Consider the following 15,242-nt stretch of genomic DNA (forward strand, 5'->3'; position numbering starts at 1 on the left):
CGACCCCGACGGTGACCGGATCACCACCCCGCAGCACCATCCGGCCGCCCGGCTCGCCCGCCGGCGACCGCGACACCGTGAGGAAGTTCCATGGAATTCGACGGCACCATCTTCTGGGACGCCCTGACGTCGCAGGAGTACCTGGACGGCGCCGTGCTGTCCATCGGCCTCGCCGCCGCCTCGCAGGTGCTGGCGGTGATCATCGGGTTCGTGGTCGCGCTCGGCCGCATCTCCAAGCACCGCGCCCCGCGGGCGGTCGCCGGCCTGTACGTCTGGTTCTTCCGGGCCATCCCCACCCTGCTGGTGCTGCTGCTCGTGTGGAACGCCGGGCCGCAGCTGTTCCCCGCCCTGCGGGAGGACTGGTTCTCGCCGTTCCTGGCCGGGCTGATCGGCCTGTCCATCGTCGAGGCCGCCTACATGGCCGAGATCATCCGGGCGGCCCTGCTGAGCATCGACGACGGCCAGGCGGTCGCCGCCCGCGCGCTCGGTCTGACGCCGCTGCAGGTGCTGCGCAAGGTGCTGGTGCCGCAGGCGATCAAGGTGGCGCTGCCGCCGACCGGCAACGAGTTCATCGCGATGATCAAGTACACCTCGCTGGCCTCGGTGATCTCGCTGCGCGAGCTGCTCACCACCGCGCAGGTCGGTGTGTCGGTGACCTTCCGCTACGCGGAGTACTACGTCGCCGCCCTCGTCTACTACCTGGTCATCGTCAGCCTGGTGATGCTGCTGCAGTCGTGGATCGAGCGCCGGTACCGGTGGACCTCCACCGTCCCGACCCGCCGGTTCCTGCCGCCCTCGTGGTCGCGCCGCTCCCCCGGAGCGCCCGGCTCCACCGGAACGCCCAACGCCGCACAGGAAGCCCTCAAGGTATGAGCACCGCGAACGCTGAGCAGCCCGCCGCCACCACCGGCCGGCACGCGCACCAGCTCCCCCTGCTGCGGGTCCAGGACCTGCACAAGCGGTACGGCGCCACCGAGGTGCTCAAGGGCGTCGACTTCACGGTCGACCGCGGCGAGGTCAAGGCCCTGCTGGGTCCGTCCGGCTCCGGGAAGTCGACCATCCTGCGGCTGATGGCGCTGCTGGAGGCGCCCGACGCCGGCGAGATCATCCTGGACGGCAAGCGTCTCGGAGTATCCGTGTCTGGAGGCCGGGTCAGTCATCTGCGGGAGCGCGACCTGGCCCGGCAGCGCACCGACATCGGCATGGTGTTCCAGCGGTTCAACCTGTTCAACCATCTGGACGCGCTGCACAACGTCATGCTGGGCCTGACCCAGGTGCGCAAGGTGTCGCGCTCCGAGGCGCGGGACCGGGCCCACGCCATGCTGACCCGGGTCGGCCTGGCCCAGCGGGCCGGGCACTTCCCGAGCGAGCTGTCGGGCGGCCAGCAGCAACGGGTGGCCATCGCGCGCGCCCTGGTCATGGACCCCAAGGTCATGCTGTTCGACGAGCCGACCTCCGCGCTGGACCCCGAGCTGGTCGGTGAAGTGTTGGCCGTGATGGAGCAGCTCGCGGGCGAGGGCATGACCATGGTCGTCGTCACCCACGAGGTGCGGTTCGCCCGCCGGGTGGCCGACGAGGTGGCACTCTTCGATTCCGGCCAGATCGTCGAGCAGGCCGCTCCCGACGAGTTCTTCGACCGGCCGCAGCACGAGCGCACCCGGCGGTTCCTGGAGCACGTGCACTGAGCCCGGCTCACGCGACCGCCGCACCCACCCTCGAGCCACAGAGCCGGAGTTCCTCCTCCATGGCGTCATCCGCCCCCCTCGCCGTGTACACCGACGTCGACGACCTGGATCCCACCCCCGGCGTCCAGGCTCTGCAGGACGCCGGGTTCCGGGTGCGGGTCCTCGAGACCCGCGACGAGCAGACCATCCTGGACGCCGCGGCGGACGCCACCGCCCTGCTGGTCGGCTACGCACCGATCCCGGCGTCGCTGCTGGCCCGGCTGCCGCAGCTGCGGATCATCGCGCTGCTCTCCCGCGGCCACGACAACGTCGACGCGGACGCGGCCACCGACCGGGGCGTCTGGGTCACCAATCTGGACGACCTGTCCTCCGACGAGGTCGCCGACCACACCTGGGCCCTGGCCGCAGCGCTGCTGCGCGACCTGCCCTTCCATGCCGCCGCCGCCCGGCGGGGCGACTGGCTGGCCCGCCGGACGCCGGCGCCGCGACGGCTGTCCACCGTGGCCGTCGGCGTGCTGGGGCTGGGCCGGATCGGCCGCAAGGTGGCCGCCCGGGCCGTCGGGCAGGTGGCCGAGGTCCTGGGCCACGACCCGTGGCTCCCCGAGGACGTCGAGATCCCGGGCGTGCGACGGGTGTCGCTGCCCGAGCTGCAGGCACGATCCGACCTGATCACCCTGCACCTCCCGCTGTCCGACGGTTCCCAGGCGCTGGTGGACGCGGGCTTCCTGGCCGCGATGCGCCCCGGGAGCCTGCTGGTGAACACCTCCCGCGGCGGGCTCGTCGACCCGGTGGCGCTCGCCGCCGCGCTGGACGACGGCCGGCTGGCCGGCGCGGCCCTCGACGTGCTCGACGTCGAACCGCCCCCGGCGGACCACCCGCTGCTGCACCGCGACGACGTGCTGATCACCCCGCACATCGCCTACCTGTCCGACGTCACCCGACGCAGCTACATCACCGAACAGGCGGCCAACGTGCTGACCTGGGCCCGCACCGGCCGCCCGAACTCCCCGGTCAACGCACCGGAACCCCCAGGAGCCGACCGATGACCAGCACCACCCTCCGCACCTTCGGCGAGGCCGCCCTCGACCTCGTGGCCGACACCCTCGGCACCGACACCGTCTTCGGCATCCCCGGCGTGCACACGATCGAGCTGTACCGCGGCGTGCACCGCCGCGGGCTGCGCTCCGTGGTGCCGCGCCACGAACAGGGCGCCGGCTTCATGGCCGACGGCTACACCCGCGTGACCGGCAACGCGGGCGTCTGCCTACTGGTCACCGGCCCCGGCCTGATCAACGCGCTCACCCCGGTCGCCCAGGCCTGGCACGACTCCCAGCCGATGCTGGTGATCGCCGCCACCACGGCCACCGCCGATCTGGGCCGGGGCCGCGGTCCGCTGCACGACGTGGGCGACCAGGCCGCCCTGGCCGCGCCGATCACCTCGATCAGCGAGACGGTCACCGACCCGGACCACTTCGCCGAACTGCTCGCCGATGCCGCGGCCGGCTGGCGCACCGGCCGGCCGCGTCCGGTGCACCTCGCGCTGCCCATCGACCTGCTGTCCCGGCGTACCGGCCCGATCAGCCCGGTCACCCGGCCGGCCGATCCCCTGCCGATCCCCGTGGAGGACATCACCGCGGCGGCCGCGCGCCTGGCCGGCGCCCGTGCCCCGGTGCTGCTGGTCGGGGGTGGCGCGCTCGGCGCCGCGGACGGGATCCGGACATTGGCAGAACGTGTCGACGCCCCGGTGATCACCACCGGGAACGCCAAGGGCGTGCTGCCCGAGGACCACCCGCTCGCCGTCGGCTTCCTGCTGCCGTTCCCCGGGCCGCTGCAGATGTTGGCCGACGCCGACGTGGTGCTGGCCGTGGGCACCGAGTTCAGCGAGGTCGACCGCATCTACACCGGGGCCGACCTCACGATCAACGGCACCCTGCTGCGCGTCGACATCGACCCCGACCAACTGCACACCCCGTTCCCGGCCACCGTCGGCCTGGCCGGCGACGCGACCGCCGTGCTCAGCCAGCTGCTGGCGGCAATCCCGGCCGGAACGCGAGACGTGCTCGCGGACGGCGCGTCCCGGGCCGCCGCCGCCCGCGACGTGCAGTTCACCGCGCAGACCGACGGCCACCGTCCGTGGGTCGACGCCCTGGGCGGTGCCCTGACGTCCGAGACGGTGGTGGCGCTGGACTCCACCCAGCTCGCCTACAGCGCCATCCACCTGCTGCCCGCCCGGCACCCACGCACCTGGTTGGCGCCGTACGGCCTGGGCACTCTGGGCCCGGCCCTGCCCATGGCCATCGGCGCCGGCATCGGCCGTCCCGACGCCCCGGTCGTCGCGGTGGCCGGGGACGGCGGGCTGCTGTTCACCATCGCCGAGCTGGCCACCGCCGTCGACGTCGGCCGTCCGCTGACCCTGGTGGTGTGGGACAACGCCGGGTACGGCGAGATCCGCGACTCGTTCGACCGGGCCGGCGCCCCCCGCGTCGGCACCGAGACCACCGCTCACGACCTGGTCACCATCGCCCGCGGGTTCGGCGCCGCCGCCACCCGGGTGAGCGACCCCGACGCCTTCGCCCGCGAGCTGGCCGACGCCGCCGACCGCCCGGGGGTGTCCGTCGTGGTGGCCACCGATCCCGCCGGACCGACCGGCCTGTCCCGTCCTGGAGCCTGACATGACCGACCCCCGCCCGTACGTGCCGCCGGCCGTGCCCCGGGTGCAGCACTCGCCCACCGAGCCGCTCGGCCCGGTGAACTCCGCGATCACCCCCCGCTACGCCGGGTTCGCCACCTTCGCCCGACTGCCCCGCATCGACGAGGTGCCGGCGGCCGACATCGCCGTGCTGGGCGTGCCGTTCGACACCGGCGTGTCCTACCGGCCCGGCGCCCGGTTCGGCCCGGCCGCGATCCGCGAGACCAGCCGGCTGCTGCGGCCGTACCACCCGGCCCTGGACACCTCGCCGTTCCGCGAAGCCCAGGTCGTCGACGCCGGTGACCTGGCCGTGAATCCGTTCGATATCGGCGCCGCACTGGAGACCGTGGACGAGAACCTGTCCGCCATGCTGGCGGCGGGCATCACCCCGCTGATGATCGGCGGCGACCACACCATCGCGCTCCCGGCGTTGCGGGCCATGCACCGGGCGCACGGCCCCGTCGCCGTGCTGCACTTCGACGCCCACCTGGACACCTGGGACACCTACTTCGGCGCCGACTACACCCACGGCACGCCGTTCCGTCGCGCCTCCGAGGAGGGGCTGCTCGACCTGGACGCGCTCAGCCACGTCGGCACCCGCGGGCCGCTGTACGGGGCCGAGGACCTCACCGAGGACCGCCGGCTCGGCTTCGGCATCGTCACCTCGGCCGAGGTCGGCAAGCGGGGCATCGACGAGGTGGTCGCCGCGCTGCGCGAACGGATCGGCGACCGGCCCCTGTACGTCTCGATCGACATCGACGTGCTGGACCCGGCCCACGCCCCGGGCACCGGCACACCCGAGGCTGGCGGGATGACCAGTCGGGAGCTGCTCGAGATGCTCCGCGGCCTGGACGGTCTCAACCTGGTCGGGGCCGATGTCGTCGAAGTGGCACCCGCGTACGACCACGCCGACATCACCTCGGTCGCCGCCTGCCACGTCGGGTACGACCTGCTCACCCTGATGGCCCGGCGGCACGCGCGGAGCCGGGCCGAGGCGGCTGTGACCCGGAACGGCGCGACCGCGCTCACCGGCGTGTGATCGGCCCGGAGCCCCGGCGGTGGCGCAGCGGTCGTTTGCGCGTCACCGCCGGACCGGATGCTCCCGGTGCCCCGGCTCAGGAAGCCGCGGCCACCGCCGGGTCGTCGACCCGCCGGACGCCGGGCTGCACGATGCGCTTGAGGCCGCCGGTCGCCCCCTCGCCGGTGAGCGCCTGCTCGGCCTGCTCGATGCCGTAGACGTGGGTGACCAGCGAGTCCAGTTCCACCGCCCCGGAGACCAGCAGCCCCCGGGCGATCGGCCAGGTGTTGGTGTACCGGAAGACGCCGGTGACCTTCAGTTCCCGCATCGCGACCTCCGGTACGGACAACGGGATCTCGTCGGCGCTGCCGACCAGGACGACGGTGCCACCGGACCGCGTCGAGCGGATGCCGTTGGTGATGGCCGTGGTGGCGCCGGACGCGTCGATGAAGACGTGGGCGCCGAGGTCCTCGGTCGACTCGGTGGCCGGATCGATCACCCGCGCCCCGTACTTCGCGGCCAGCGCCCGTCGCCCGGCGTCGATGTCGGCGACCACGACGTCGACCGCACCGAACGCCCGTGCCACCTGGGCCGCGATCACGCCGATCGGCCCGCCGCCGGCGATGAGCACCGTGTCGCCGACGCCGATGCCGCCCTTCTGCGCCGCCGCGATGCCGACCGACAGCGGTTCCATGAGGGCCGCAGCGTGGTCGCTGATCTGTTCCGGGATCTCGTAGGCGAAGTCGTCGGGGACGACGACGTACTCGCAGAAGGCCCCGTCGACCGGCGGAGTGGCCCAGAACTCGATCCGCGGACACAGGTTGTAGGCCCCGGAGCGGCAGAACTCGCACACCCGACACGGCCGCTGCGGCTCGACCGCCACCCGCTGCCCGATCCGGGCCGGGTCGACGTCCGACCCGACCGCCACCACGGTGCCGCCGGCCTCGTGGCCCAGCACGAGTGGCGCCCGCACCACGTACGGGCCGATCCGGCCGTGCTCGTAGTAGTGCACGTCGGAGCCGCACACCCCGACGCTGGCCACCCGGACCAGGACCTCGTCCGGCGCCGGGACCGGCACCGGACGTTCCTCCAGGACGACGTCGTGCACCGCGCGCAGCACGCTGGCGGTCATCGTGCTGGGGATCGACGTGCTGGCCTCTGTCGTGCTGGGGATCGTCACCGACTCGCTCATCGCTGCTCCTGACCTGGACGGGACCCGGCGCGATCCTCCCGCACTCAGGCCAGGTCGTCCTGGTAGCGCTCCTTGACCAACCGGAGGTGCGTCCAGGTCGTCGACGGGCCCGCCCCGGGCAGCGACCGCACCCGGTCCAGCTGGTCGGCCAGACCGCCGAGCGACTCCGCCCGCACCGTGGCGATGAGCGGCCAGCGGCCCAGCGCCGTGGCCAGGTAGGTGACCGAGTCCACCCGTCGCAACTGCTCGATCAACGGCTCGACCGGACCGTGGGCGGCCATGGCCACCCCGGCCTGGACCAGCCCGGCGGCGACCGGCCGCGGCCGCACCCCGATGTGCAGCACGCCGGTGTCCAGCAGCCGCAGCACCCGGGTCCGCGTCGCGCCCACCGACAGGCCGACGCCTTCGGCCAGGCTCGAGTAGGACAGCCGGCCGTCCCGCTGCAGCTCGGCCAGCAGCCGGCGATCGAGCGCATCGACCGGCTCGGTCGGCGCCCCGGACGCCACCGTGTCGTCCCCGGTCGGCGTGGCCGCCACGCTGGCGTCCTTGAGGATCTCCAGGTACGGGCTGGACTCGGCGCTGAGCACCCCCGGCGCCGCGGCGATCCGGGCGACCGTTCCGGCCAGCGCGGCGCGGGTCCGCGTCCGCACTTCCGCGACCAGCGCCGTCTCGCCCGCCGTCACGGACACGAACGGCACCGCGTCCAGGGCGGCCACCGCCGCGGCCACCGGACCGACCGGGCCGGTGGCGGCCACCCGGACCAGGGCGTACTCGGTCAGCCCGAACACCGCCGGATGCACGATGCCCAGCACGTCGACCACCTCGGCCAACAGCCGCTGCGTGCGGGTCCGCACCGTCCCGCGCGGCAACCCCGTCGTCCGGGCCAGCGCCTCGACGCCCGCTCGACCGTCCTGGGCCAGCGCGCCCAGCAACGCCTCGTCCGCGGCGTCCAGCGGCGGTCCGGTCACGGCCCCTCCCATATTTCCGGCAGATCACATCTGTCGTCCGTGCGGTCGTTGGCGATCGTATCGTTCGGTCCGGCGGTAGTCTTCGGATGAAACGTCTGCCGAAGACCCAGTCGGCTGCAAGATCCGTCTGACGGCCGCATGGCCCGCCGCGCCGCGCCCGTCCTGATCATCGCCCGGGAGTTCCATGTCCGCCCCCTCCCCCGACGGCTCGCCGCTGCGGCTGCTCACCTACCAGTCGCTGTGGGCCATGGAGGACCTGCCCTTCCGCGGCGAGCGCCAGTGGACGCTGGCCGAGCGGGTGGAGCGCATCGCCGGCGCCGGGTTCGACGGGCTGGCCGTCGATCTGGGCGCCAAGCAGAAGCCGGCGAGCACCGAACTGGCCGCCCTGCTGCCCGGGACCGGGTTGCGCACCGCCGTCTTCGCCTTCCTGGACGGCGACGCCGCCCTGGGAGATGCCATCGACTACGCCGAGGCGATCGGTGCGCGTGACATGGTCGTCTGTGGGCAGGTCTTCGACTTCGACCTGGACCGGCTGGCGGCGGTCGTGCACCGCTGGTCCGAGCGGTGCAGCGCGGCGGGCATCCGCATGCAGCTCGAGACCCACCGCAACACCATGACCAACGACCTGCGGACCACCGTGCGCCTGCTCGAGCGGCTGGACCCGGCGGTGCCACTGGCCATCGATCTGTCCCACCACGTCTGCGGGTGCGAGCTGCCCGACGGCCACCACCCGGAGACCGAGGCGCTGGTCGACCGGCTGCTGCACCGGGCCGGCTCCCTGCAGGGCCGGGTCGCCACCCGCTGCCAGGTCCAGGTGCCGATCGACTTCCCCGCGCACGCCGACGCCGTCGCGCGGTTCCGCGACTGGTGGACGCGCGGGTTCGCTGCCATCCGGCAGCGCCGGGCCGCCCGGGCCGACGTCCCCGACGAGGTCATCTTCTGCTGCGAGCTCGGCACCCGGCCCTACGCGATCGTCGGCGCCGACGGCCAGGAGCTGTCCGACCGCTGGGCCGAGGCGCTCACCCTCCGCCAGTGGGCCCGGCAGGCGTTCACCGAGTCCGAGCGACTGCACGCCGCCGGAGCCAGCGAGACGACCGCCGACCCATCGTCCTCCCTTCCCATCTCGTCGCCCGCTCCCGTGGAGATCCCGTCATGACCCTCACCCCCACCGCGCCCGCCACGCCCGAGGCTCCGTTCCAGGCGCCGGCCACCACCACCAACGGCTCCGGCAACACCGTCACCTCTGGGCCGCTGGACGGCCGGCCGGTCGGCCGCGCGATGATCCCGGCCCGCGCCTACACCGGCCAGGCCGAGTTCGACGCGGAACAGCAGTCGATCTTCTCCTCCGGCTGGGTCTGGGCCGGGTTCGCGCACTGGGTGGCCAACCCCGGCGACGTGAAGCCGCTGACGGTGGGCGGCTCCCCGCTGCTGATGATCCGAGGCGAGGACGGGGAGCTGCGCGTCTTCCACAACTCCTGCCGGCACCGCGGCATGGCCCTCACCGAGGAGCCCATCCAGGTCACCCAACGGATCCAGTGCGCTTACCACTGCTGGTCGTACCACCTGGACGGCTCGCTGGCCGTCGCGCCGTACTTCAAGCGCGAGCGACGCACCAACCCGGACAAGGACATCCAGGCGCAACTGAGCCTGCTGCCGGTGGTCAGCGAGGTGTGGGCCGGCATGGTGTTCGTCAACCTGGCCGCCGATCCGTCCGACCCCGACCGCCGATCGCTGGCCGACCTGGTCGCCCCGCTGCAGCAGCGCTGGAGCCACATCGACTTCGACCGCATCCACCTGGCCCAGGAGCGCGACTTCGACATCGACGCCAACTGGAAACTGGTCGTGGAGAACTTCCTCGACTGGTACCACCTGCCGTTCATCCACCCGCAGGTCGGCAGCGTCGCGGCGTCCCTCGACATCGACGACGTCGTCATGGAGCGGGACATCGTCGGCGGGTGCTACCCGCGCGGCGCGGCCGGCAAGGCCAAGAAGACCGAACAGCAGCTGCCGTGGCTGGGTGACGTCCCCGAGGCGATGCTGGAGCGGCAGGACATCTTCTGCGTCTTCCCCAACGCCCTGCTGTTCCTGGAGGCCGACTGGTTCCAGGTCATCGGCTTCGACCCGATCGCGCCGGACCACACCGTCGAGCACATGGCCATCTTCGTCGACCGGGCGGCCGCGAACGAGGACTTCGGGCCGGCCATCAAGCGGCTCTGCGAGGTGCTGTACGAGGTCAACGAGCAGGACATGCCGATCCTGCACAAGCTGCAGACCGGTCGCCGCTCGCCCGGGTCGGACCGCACCTACCTGGTGCCGCAGTGGGACCAGGTGACCGCGTTCTTCCAGCAGCGGGTGGCCGAGAAGGCCGGCTACTGATGACCGTCACCGACGTCACCCACGAGGCCGCGGCCGGACGCCGACGCGGCGGGCCGGTGCCGACCCAGCGGCTGCGGATCGCCCAGGTGCGCTGGGAGGCCGAGGAAGTCGTCTCGGTGACGGTCGCCGCACCGGACGGCGAGCCGCTGCCGGCCTGGTCCCCCGGCGCGCACATCGACCTGCACCTCCCGGTCGACGACTCCACCGAGCCGCTCATCCGCTCCTACTCGCTGTGCGGCGACCCGGCCGCCGGTGAGTGGACCGTCGCGGTCCGGCTGGACGCCGCGAGCCGCGGCGGGTCCCGGCACGTACACGAACGTCTCCGGGTCGGCGACATGCTCACCGTGGTCGGGCCGCGCCAGCTGTTCGAGCTGGAGCCCGCCGCCGAGTACGTGTTCGTGGCCGGTGGCATCGGCATCACCCCGTTGCTGCCGATGATCGAGCAGGCCGACGCCGAGGGCCGTCCGTGGCGGCTGGTCTACGCCGGCAGCCGGCGCGATTCCATGCCGTTCCGGCGGCGGTTGCACCGGCACGGGGACCGGATCGAGCTGTACCCGTCCGCCGAGCGCCGGGTCGACCTGGCCGCGCTGCTGACCGATCTCGCTCCGGGCACGCTGGTCTACTGCTGCGGTCCGGAGCGGATGCTCGCCGCGGTCAGCGATGCCGTGGCCGGGACGATCGCCGCCGAGTCGCTGCGCACCGAGCGGTTCCGGCCCCGCGAGATCGTCACGGTGACCACGGACGCCGACGGCGCCACGACCGACACCGACCACGGGGCCGACACCGGCGCCGCGGTCGGCGGGTTCGAGGTGGAACTGGGCACCGGCGGGCAGGTGCTGCCCGTGCCGGCCGACACGTCGCTGCTGGACGTCCTGCTCGGCGCCGGGTGCGACATCATGTGGTCCTGTCGCGAAGGCACCTGCGGCAGCTGCGAGACCGGCGTGCTGGCGGGCGTTCCCGAGCACCGGGACAGCGTGCTGACCCCGGACGAGCAGGAGGCGAACGACGTGATGTTCCCGTGCATCTCCCGCTCGCGGACGTCGCGGCTGACGCTGGACCTGTGAGCCGCACCGAAGGACCCCGGAGCCGCACCGGCTCCGGGGTCCTTCGCGGTCGGCGCGGTGCCCCGGACCGATCAGCCGACGGACGCGGTGGCCCGGGCGATCCGCGCCCCGGCCCCCGGTGCGGCGTCGGCGAACACGGACTCGAGCACGTCCATGGCGTCGTGCACGAGCGCGTCACTGATGGTCAGGGGCGGCAGGAACCGCAGCACGTTGCCCCAGGTCCCGCAGGTCAGCACGATGACGCCCTGCCGGTGGGCGGCCGCGGCGACCTCCCGGGCCAGCGCCGGGTCCGGCTCGAGCGTCCCGAGCCGGACCAGTTCCACGGCGATCATGGCGCCCCGGCCCCGCACCTGTCCGATCCGTGGGTCCACCGAGGCCAGCGCCGTGAGCCGGTCGACCAGCAGCGCGCCGATCTCCTGCGCGCGCTCGACGAGCCCGTCCGTCTCGATGGTGTCGATGGCGGCCAGCGCGGCGGCACAGGCCAGCGGATTGCCGCCATAGGTGCCGCCGAGGCCGCCGACGTGCACGGCGTCCATCAGCTCGGCGCGACCGGTCACCGCCGACAACGGCAGTCCAGCGGCGATGCCCTTGGCCGTCACGATCAGATCGGGAACCACACCCTCGTGCTCACACGCGAACATGGCCCCGGTGCGGGCGAAACCGGTCTGCACCTCGTCGGCGATGAACACCACGCCGTGGTCCCGGCACCATTGCGCGAGCGCGGCCAGGAAGCCGGGCGCCGGGACGATGAAACCGCCCTCGCCCTGGATCGGCTCGATCACCAGGGCCGCGAGATTGTCGGAACCGACCCGCTTGTCGATGAGGTCGATGGCGCGAGCCGCGGCAGCTGCGCCGTCGGGAGTGCCGTCGATCCCGCCGTCGCGCAGCGGGTAGGACATGGGCGCCCGGTACACCTCGGACGCGAACGGCCCGAAGCCGTGCTTGTACGGCAGGTTCTTCGCAGTGAGCGCCATGGTCAGGTTGGTGCGGCCGTGGTAGGCGTGGTCGAACGCGACGACAGCGGTCCGCCCGGTGGCCGACCGAGCGATCTTGATCGCGTTCTCCACCGCCTCGGCGCCCGAGTTGAACAGCACGGTGCGCTTGTCGTGGTCGCCCGGGGTGAGGCGGTTCAGTGCCTCGGCGACCGCCAGGTACGGCTCGTACGGGGTGACCATGAAGCAGGTGTGCGTGAACGACTCGAGTTGCTCGCGGACGGCGGCGACCACCCGCGGCGCACTCGCCCCGACCGTGGTGACCGCGATGCCCGACCCGAGGTCGATGAGCCGGTTGCCGTCCACGTCCACGACGATGCCGCCGCCGGCCTCGACCGCCCACACCGGCATGGTGCTGCCGACACCGGCCGGCACCGCGGCCCGGCGGCGCTCGGTGAGCGCCACCGAACGGGGACCCGGGACCGCGGTCCGCAGCAGCCGGGACTGGTCGATCGACATGCGTGCTCCTGCAGGGACTCAGCGGTGGGGCGTCCGGCGCGACGGGTGGTCGGGCCGACGCCGGGGACATCCGGGACGGGACCGGGTGCGACCGCTGCCCTTCCGGTGGCCGGCGCCTCCGGCGCGACGGCGACCGGATCGCGCTGTCGGCACGCCCGGGACGTGCTGAGTATCGATTCGAGCAGCCTTCGGCGTCCAAGACCGATCCGGCATCGCCCCCATGCCGAGGTGGGGTGAGCCATGGTCGACCTGCGGGCCCTGCGGACCTTCGTCACGGTGGCCGACCTCGGCACGGTGAGCGCGGCGGCCGACGAGCTGCGCATCGCGCAACCGGCGCTGTCCCGTCAGATCGTCGCGTTGGAGCGTGATCTCGGTACCTCGCTCTTCGAGCGATCCCCGGGACGGGTCCGGCTGTCGGCCGCGGGCCGGTCGCTGCTGCCCGCCGCGCGTGACCTGCTGGTGCGGGCCGGGCAGTTCCGCGACCGGGCCGCGTCGGAGGCGGCCGGACGCCTGACCCGGCTGACGCTGGCCGCACCGGCGACGACGCTGGCCGACGTGGTGGCACCGTTCGTGGCCACCTTCGCCCCGGAGGACCCGGTGCCCACCGTGCTCGAGTCGTCCGCGGTCCCGTCGCCCGACGGGCTCACCGCGCTGGACCGGGGCGCCGACCTCGTCATCGGCCCGGTCCCGCCACGTCCGCCCGCGCAGGGCCGGGCGGTGGCCGTGCTCCCGGTGTGGGCCGATGTCCCGTCCACCCACCCGGTACTCGCCGGATCGGTCACCGGACCGGGACGGGTGCTCGGGCTGGCGGTGACGCGCCTGCTGGCCCATCCGCTGATCACGGTCCCGCCCGGGTTCACCGCTCGGACCGTCCTGGACGTCGAGATCCAGCGTTCGCAGCACGATCTCGACAACACGGAGGCTGCCGTCGAGAGGCCGACGGTGCTGGAGGCGTCGAGCGGGACGGTGGCGCAGGCCCTGGCCGCCGCCGGCCGGGGGGTCGCCGTGGTCACCGACGACCCGCGCTACGGCCTGACCCGCCGGGCCGTCCTCGACCGCGACGGCCGACCGTTGCGGTTCCGGCTGTTCGCATCCTGGCCGCACGACCACCCGGCCCGCGCCGACCTGGCCGCGATGGTCGACCGGCTGGCCGCCTTCCTCGTGCAGCGGTACGGGCCGGACACCGACCCAGCCGCTGCCCGCTGAGCCGGGCTCAGCCCGTGAAGCCGTGCTTGTGCATGACGTGCTTGATCCGGGTGTAGTCCTCGAACCCGTACATCGACAGGTCCTTGCCGTAGCCGGAGTGCTTGAAGCCGCCGTGCGGCATCTCCGCCACCAACGGGATGTGGGTGTTGATCCAGACGCAGCCGGCGTCGATCCGCGCGGCCATCCGGCCGGCCACATCCACGTTGCCCGTCCAGACCGACGACGCCAGCCCGTAGTCGGTGCCGTTGGCCAGCCGGACCGCGTCCTCCTCGTCGGCCGCCCGCTGCACGGTGATCACCGGGCCGAAGACCTCGCGCTGCACGATCTCGTCGTCCTGGGAGACCCCGGCCACGACGGTCGGGGCGAAGAAGTACCCCGGCCGGTCCAGCGGCGCCCCGCCCGTGGTGATCTCGGCCCGCTGCCCCGCCCGGGCGACCAGGTCGGTGATCCGGGTCAGCTGCGCCTCGTTGTTGATGGCGCCGTAGAGGACGTCGGCGTCGTCCGGGTCGCCGGTCCGGGTGGCTGCGGCCCGCGCGGTCAGCGCGGCGACGAACTCGTCGTGGATGCCCGGCAGGGCGATGACCCGGCAGGCCGCGGTGCAGTCCTGGCCGGCGTTGAAGAACCCGCCGGCGGCGATGCCCTCGACGGCCGCCTCCAGATCGGCGTCGTCGAAGACCACGACCGGTGCCTTGCCGCCCAGCTCCAGGTGCGGTCGGGTCAGGTTGCCGGCCGCGGCGGTGGCCACCGCGATGCCGGCGCCGACCGACCCGGTGATGGACACCAGCGCCGGCGTGCGGTGCGCGACCAGGGCGGCACCGGTGTCCCGGTCACCGCACACCACGTTGACCACGCCCGGCGGGAAGAACTCCTGGGCCGCCCTGGCCATCCACACGGTGCTGGCCGGAGTCGTGTCGGACGGTTTCAGCACCACGCTGCACCCGGCGGCCAGCGCGGGCGCCAGCTTCCAGATCGCCATCATCATCGGGTAGTTCCATGGTGCGACCTGGCCGACGACGCCGACCGGCTCCCGGCGGATGGAGCTGGTGTGCCCACGCAGGTACTCCCCCGACGCCCGGCCCTCGAGCACCCGGGCCGCCCCGGCGAAGAACCGGAGCTGGTCGACCATCGGCCCGATCTCCTCGGACAGGGTCAGCGCGGTCGGCTTGCCGGTGTCCCGCACCTCGACCGCGGTCAGCTCCTCGCCGTGCCGCTCGATGTGGTCGGCGAACCGGAGCAGGGCCAACTGCCGCTCGCCCGGCGTCGACCAGCGCCAGGACCCGAACGCCTCCGCGGCCGCCGCGTAGGCCCGGTCGACGTCCTCGCTCCCGGACAGTGGCGCCGTCCCGTACACGGCACCGGTGGCCGGGTCGACGATGTCGCTGGTGGCGCCCGAGGCGCTGTTCACCTCCACCCCACCGATGACGTTGCGCAACGCCACCGGCCCGGACTGCGGGCGGGACTCGGCAGTCCTGGCGACGGCGGTGCTGGAGGCGGAGCGGTCGGTCGGGCTGGCGGTCACGGGGGCTCCTCGGCGGTCGCTGGTGGTGGCAGCGGGCAGTTCGGCGGCCGACCGGATCCGGGCCCGTTCGCGGA

Annotated in this window: 13 protein-coding genes; 9 read left to right on the forward strand and 4 right to left on the reverse strand. The window is 73.4% G+C overall.

Annotation, left to right across the window (positions count from 1 at the left end):
- Positions 1-90 precede the first annotated feature (90 nt).
- Genes JL106_RS19730 through speB form a run of 5 tightly spaced genes read left to right on the forward strand, consistent with a single transcriptional unit; the run spans position 91 to position 5,413 of the window.
- Entirely contained in the window at positions 91-873 is a 783-nt protein-coding gene (locus tag JL106_RS19730; protein WP_205262487.1) for an amino acid ABC transporter permease, read from the forward strand.
- Positions 870-1,685 (forward strand): amino acid ABC transporter ATP-binding protein, encoded by an 816-nt coding sequence (locus JL106_RS19735; RefSeq protein ID WP_328842602.1) that lies wholly within the window; start codon positions 870-872, stop codon positions 1,683-1,685. Before JL106_RS19730 ends, JL106_RS19735 begins: the two co-directional genes overlap by 4 nt.
- Before the next feature lie 59 nt (positions 1,686-1,744).
- Positions 1,745-2,731: a C-terminal binding protein gene (locus tag JL106_RS19740; protein ID WP_205262488.1), complete on the forward strand. Its 987-nt coding sequence runs from the start codon at positions 1,745-1,747 to the stop codon at positions 2,729-2,731.
- The gene (locus tag JL106_RS19745) at positions 2,728-4,356 is read left to right on the forward strand and encodes a 5-guanidino-2-oxopentanoate decarboxylase (protein WP_205262489.1); all 1,629 of its coding nucleotides are present in this window, start codon (positions 2,728-2,730) and stop codon (positions 4,354-4,356) included. The genes JL106_RS19740 and JL106_RS19745 overlap by 4 nt, the downstream gene beginning before the upstream one ends.
- A 1-nt stretch (position 4,357) precedes the next feature.
- The gene (gene speB, locus JL106_RS19750; protein WP_205262490.1) at positions 4,358-5,413 is read left to right on the forward strand and encodes an agmatinase; all 1,056 of its coding nucleotides are present in this window, start codon (positions 4,358-4,360) and stop codon (positions 5,411-5,413) included.
- A 76-nt stretch (positions 5,414-5,489) separates the two neighbouring features.
- Here the strand turns inward: speB and JL106_RS19755 are convergent, their stop codons facing one another.
- On the reverse strand, positions 5,490-6,584 hold the full coding sequence (locus JL106_RS19755) for an NAD(P)-dependent alcohol dehydrogenase (protein ID WP_205262491.1): 1,095 nt from the start codon (positions 6,582-6,584) through the stop codon (positions 5,490-5,492).
- Between the two features lie 44 nt (positions 6,585-6,628).
- A complete protein-coding gene (locus tag JL106_RS19760) occupies positions 6,629-7,552 on the reverse strand; it encodes an Lrp/AsnC family transcriptional regulator (RefSeq protein WP_205262492.1) in 924 nt (307 codons plus the stop codon).
- A 184-nt stretch (positions 7,553-7,736) separates the two neighbouring features.
- Between JL106_RS19760 and JL106_RS19765 the strand changes: the two genes are divergently transcribed.
- Genes JL106_RS19765 through JL106_RS19775 form a run of 3 tightly spaced genes read left to right on the forward strand, consistent with a single transcriptional unit; the run spans position 7,737 to position 10,992 of the window.
- Positions 7,737-8,708, forward strand: a complete 972-nt coding sequence (locus JL106_RS19765; protein WP_205262493.1) for a sugar phosphate isomerase/epimerase family protein — start codon at positions 7,737-7,739, stop codon at positions 8,706-8,708.
- Positions 8,705-9,928: an aromatic ring-hydroxylating oxygenase subunit alpha gene (locus tag JL106_RS19770; RefSeq protein ID WP_205262494.1), complete on the forward strand. Its 1,224-nt coding sequence runs from the start codon at positions 8,705-8,707 to the stop codon at positions 9,926-9,928. Before JL106_RS19765 ends, JL106_RS19770 begins: the two co-directional genes overlap by 4 nt.
- Positions 9,928-10,992, forward strand: a complete 1,065-nt coding sequence (locus JL106_RS19775) for a PDR/VanB family oxidoreductase (protein WP_205262495.1) — start codon at positions 9,928-9,930, stop codon at positions 10,990-10,992. The genes JL106_RS19770 and JL106_RS19775 overlap by 1 nt, the downstream gene beginning before the upstream one ends.
- Before the next feature lie 71 nt (positions 10,993-11,063).
- Here JL106_RS19775 and gabT read toward each other — a convergent pair whose 3' ends face one another.
- Entirely contained in the window at positions 11,064-12,443 is a 1,380-nt protein-coding gene (gene gabT / locus JL106_RS19780) for a 4-aminobutyrate--2-oxoglutarate transaminase (protein WP_205262496.1), read from the reverse strand.
- Between the two features lie 240 nt (positions 12,444-12,683).
- On the opposite strand from gabT, the gene JL106_RS19785 reads away from it, so the two are divergent.
- On the forward strand, positions 12,684-13,649 hold the full coding sequence (locus tag JL106_RS19785) for a LysR family transcriptional regulator (protein ID WP_205262497.1): 966 nt from the start codon (positions 12,684-12,686) through the stop codon (positions 13,647-13,649).
- Between the two features lie 7 nt (positions 13,650-13,656).
- Here the strand turns inward: JL106_RS19785 and JL106_RS19790 are convergent, their stop codons facing one another.
- Positions 13,657-15,087 carry an aminobutyraldehyde dehydrogenase gene (locus JL106_RS19790; RefSeq protein WP_205262524.1) on the reverse strand — a complete coding sequence of 477 codons (1,431 nt, stop codon included), beginning with the start codon at positions 15,085-15,087 and terminating at the stop codon, positions 13,657-13,659.
- Positions 15,088-15,242 lie beyond the last annotated feature (155 nt).

Source organism: Nakamurella leprariae (genome assembly GCF_016918035.1).
GTDB lineage: Bacteria > Actinomycetota > Actinomycetes > Mycobacteriales > Nakamurellaceae > Nakamurella > Nakamurella leprariae.

Bases quoted from the DNA above. Each gene is read 5' to 3' on its own strand.
- JL106_RS19730 (WP_205262487.1), top strand. From the start codon at position 91: ATGGAATTCGACGGCACCATCTTCTGGGACGCCCTGACGTCGCAGGAG.
- JL106_RS19770 (WP_205262494.1), top strand. From the start codon at position 8,705: ATGACCCTCACCCCCACCGCGCCCGCCACGCCCGAGGCTCCGTTCCAG.
- JL106_RS19785 (WP_205262497.1), top strand. From the start codon at position 12,684: ATGGTCGACCTGCGGGCCCTGCGGACCTTCGTCACGGTGGCCGACCTC.
- JL106_RS19740 (WP_205262488.1), top strand. From the start codon at position 1,745: ATGGCGTCATCCGCCCCCCTCGCCGTGTACACCGACGTCGACGACCTG.
- speB (WP_205262490.1), top strand. From the start codon at position 4,358: ATGACCGACCCCCGCCCGTACGTGCCGCCGGCCGTGCCCCGGGTGCAG.
- JL106_RS19755 (WP_205262491.1), bottom strand. From the start codon at position 6,584: ATGAGCGAGTCGGTGACGATCCCCAGCACGACAGAGGCCAGCACGTCG.
- JL106_RS19745 (WP_205262489.1), top strand. From the start codon at position 2,728: ATGACCAGCACCACCCTCCGCACCTTCGGCGAGGCCGCCCTCGACCTC.
- JL106_RS19775 (WP_205262495.1), top strand. From the start codon at position 9,928: ATGACCGTCACCGACGTCACCCACGAGGCCGCGGCCGGACGCCGACGC.
- gabT (WP_205262496.1), bottom strand. From the start codon at position 12,443: ATGTCGATCGACCAGTCCCGGCTGCTGCGGACCGCGGTCCCGGGTCCC.
- JL106_RS19735 (WP_328842602.1), top strand. From the start codon at position 870: ATGAGCACCGCGAACGCTGAGCAGCCCGCCGCCACCACCGGCCGGCAC.
- JL106_RS19765 (WP_205262493.1), top strand. From the start codon at position 7,737: ATGTCCGCCCCCTCCCCCGACGGCTCGCCGCTGCGGCTGCTCACCTAC.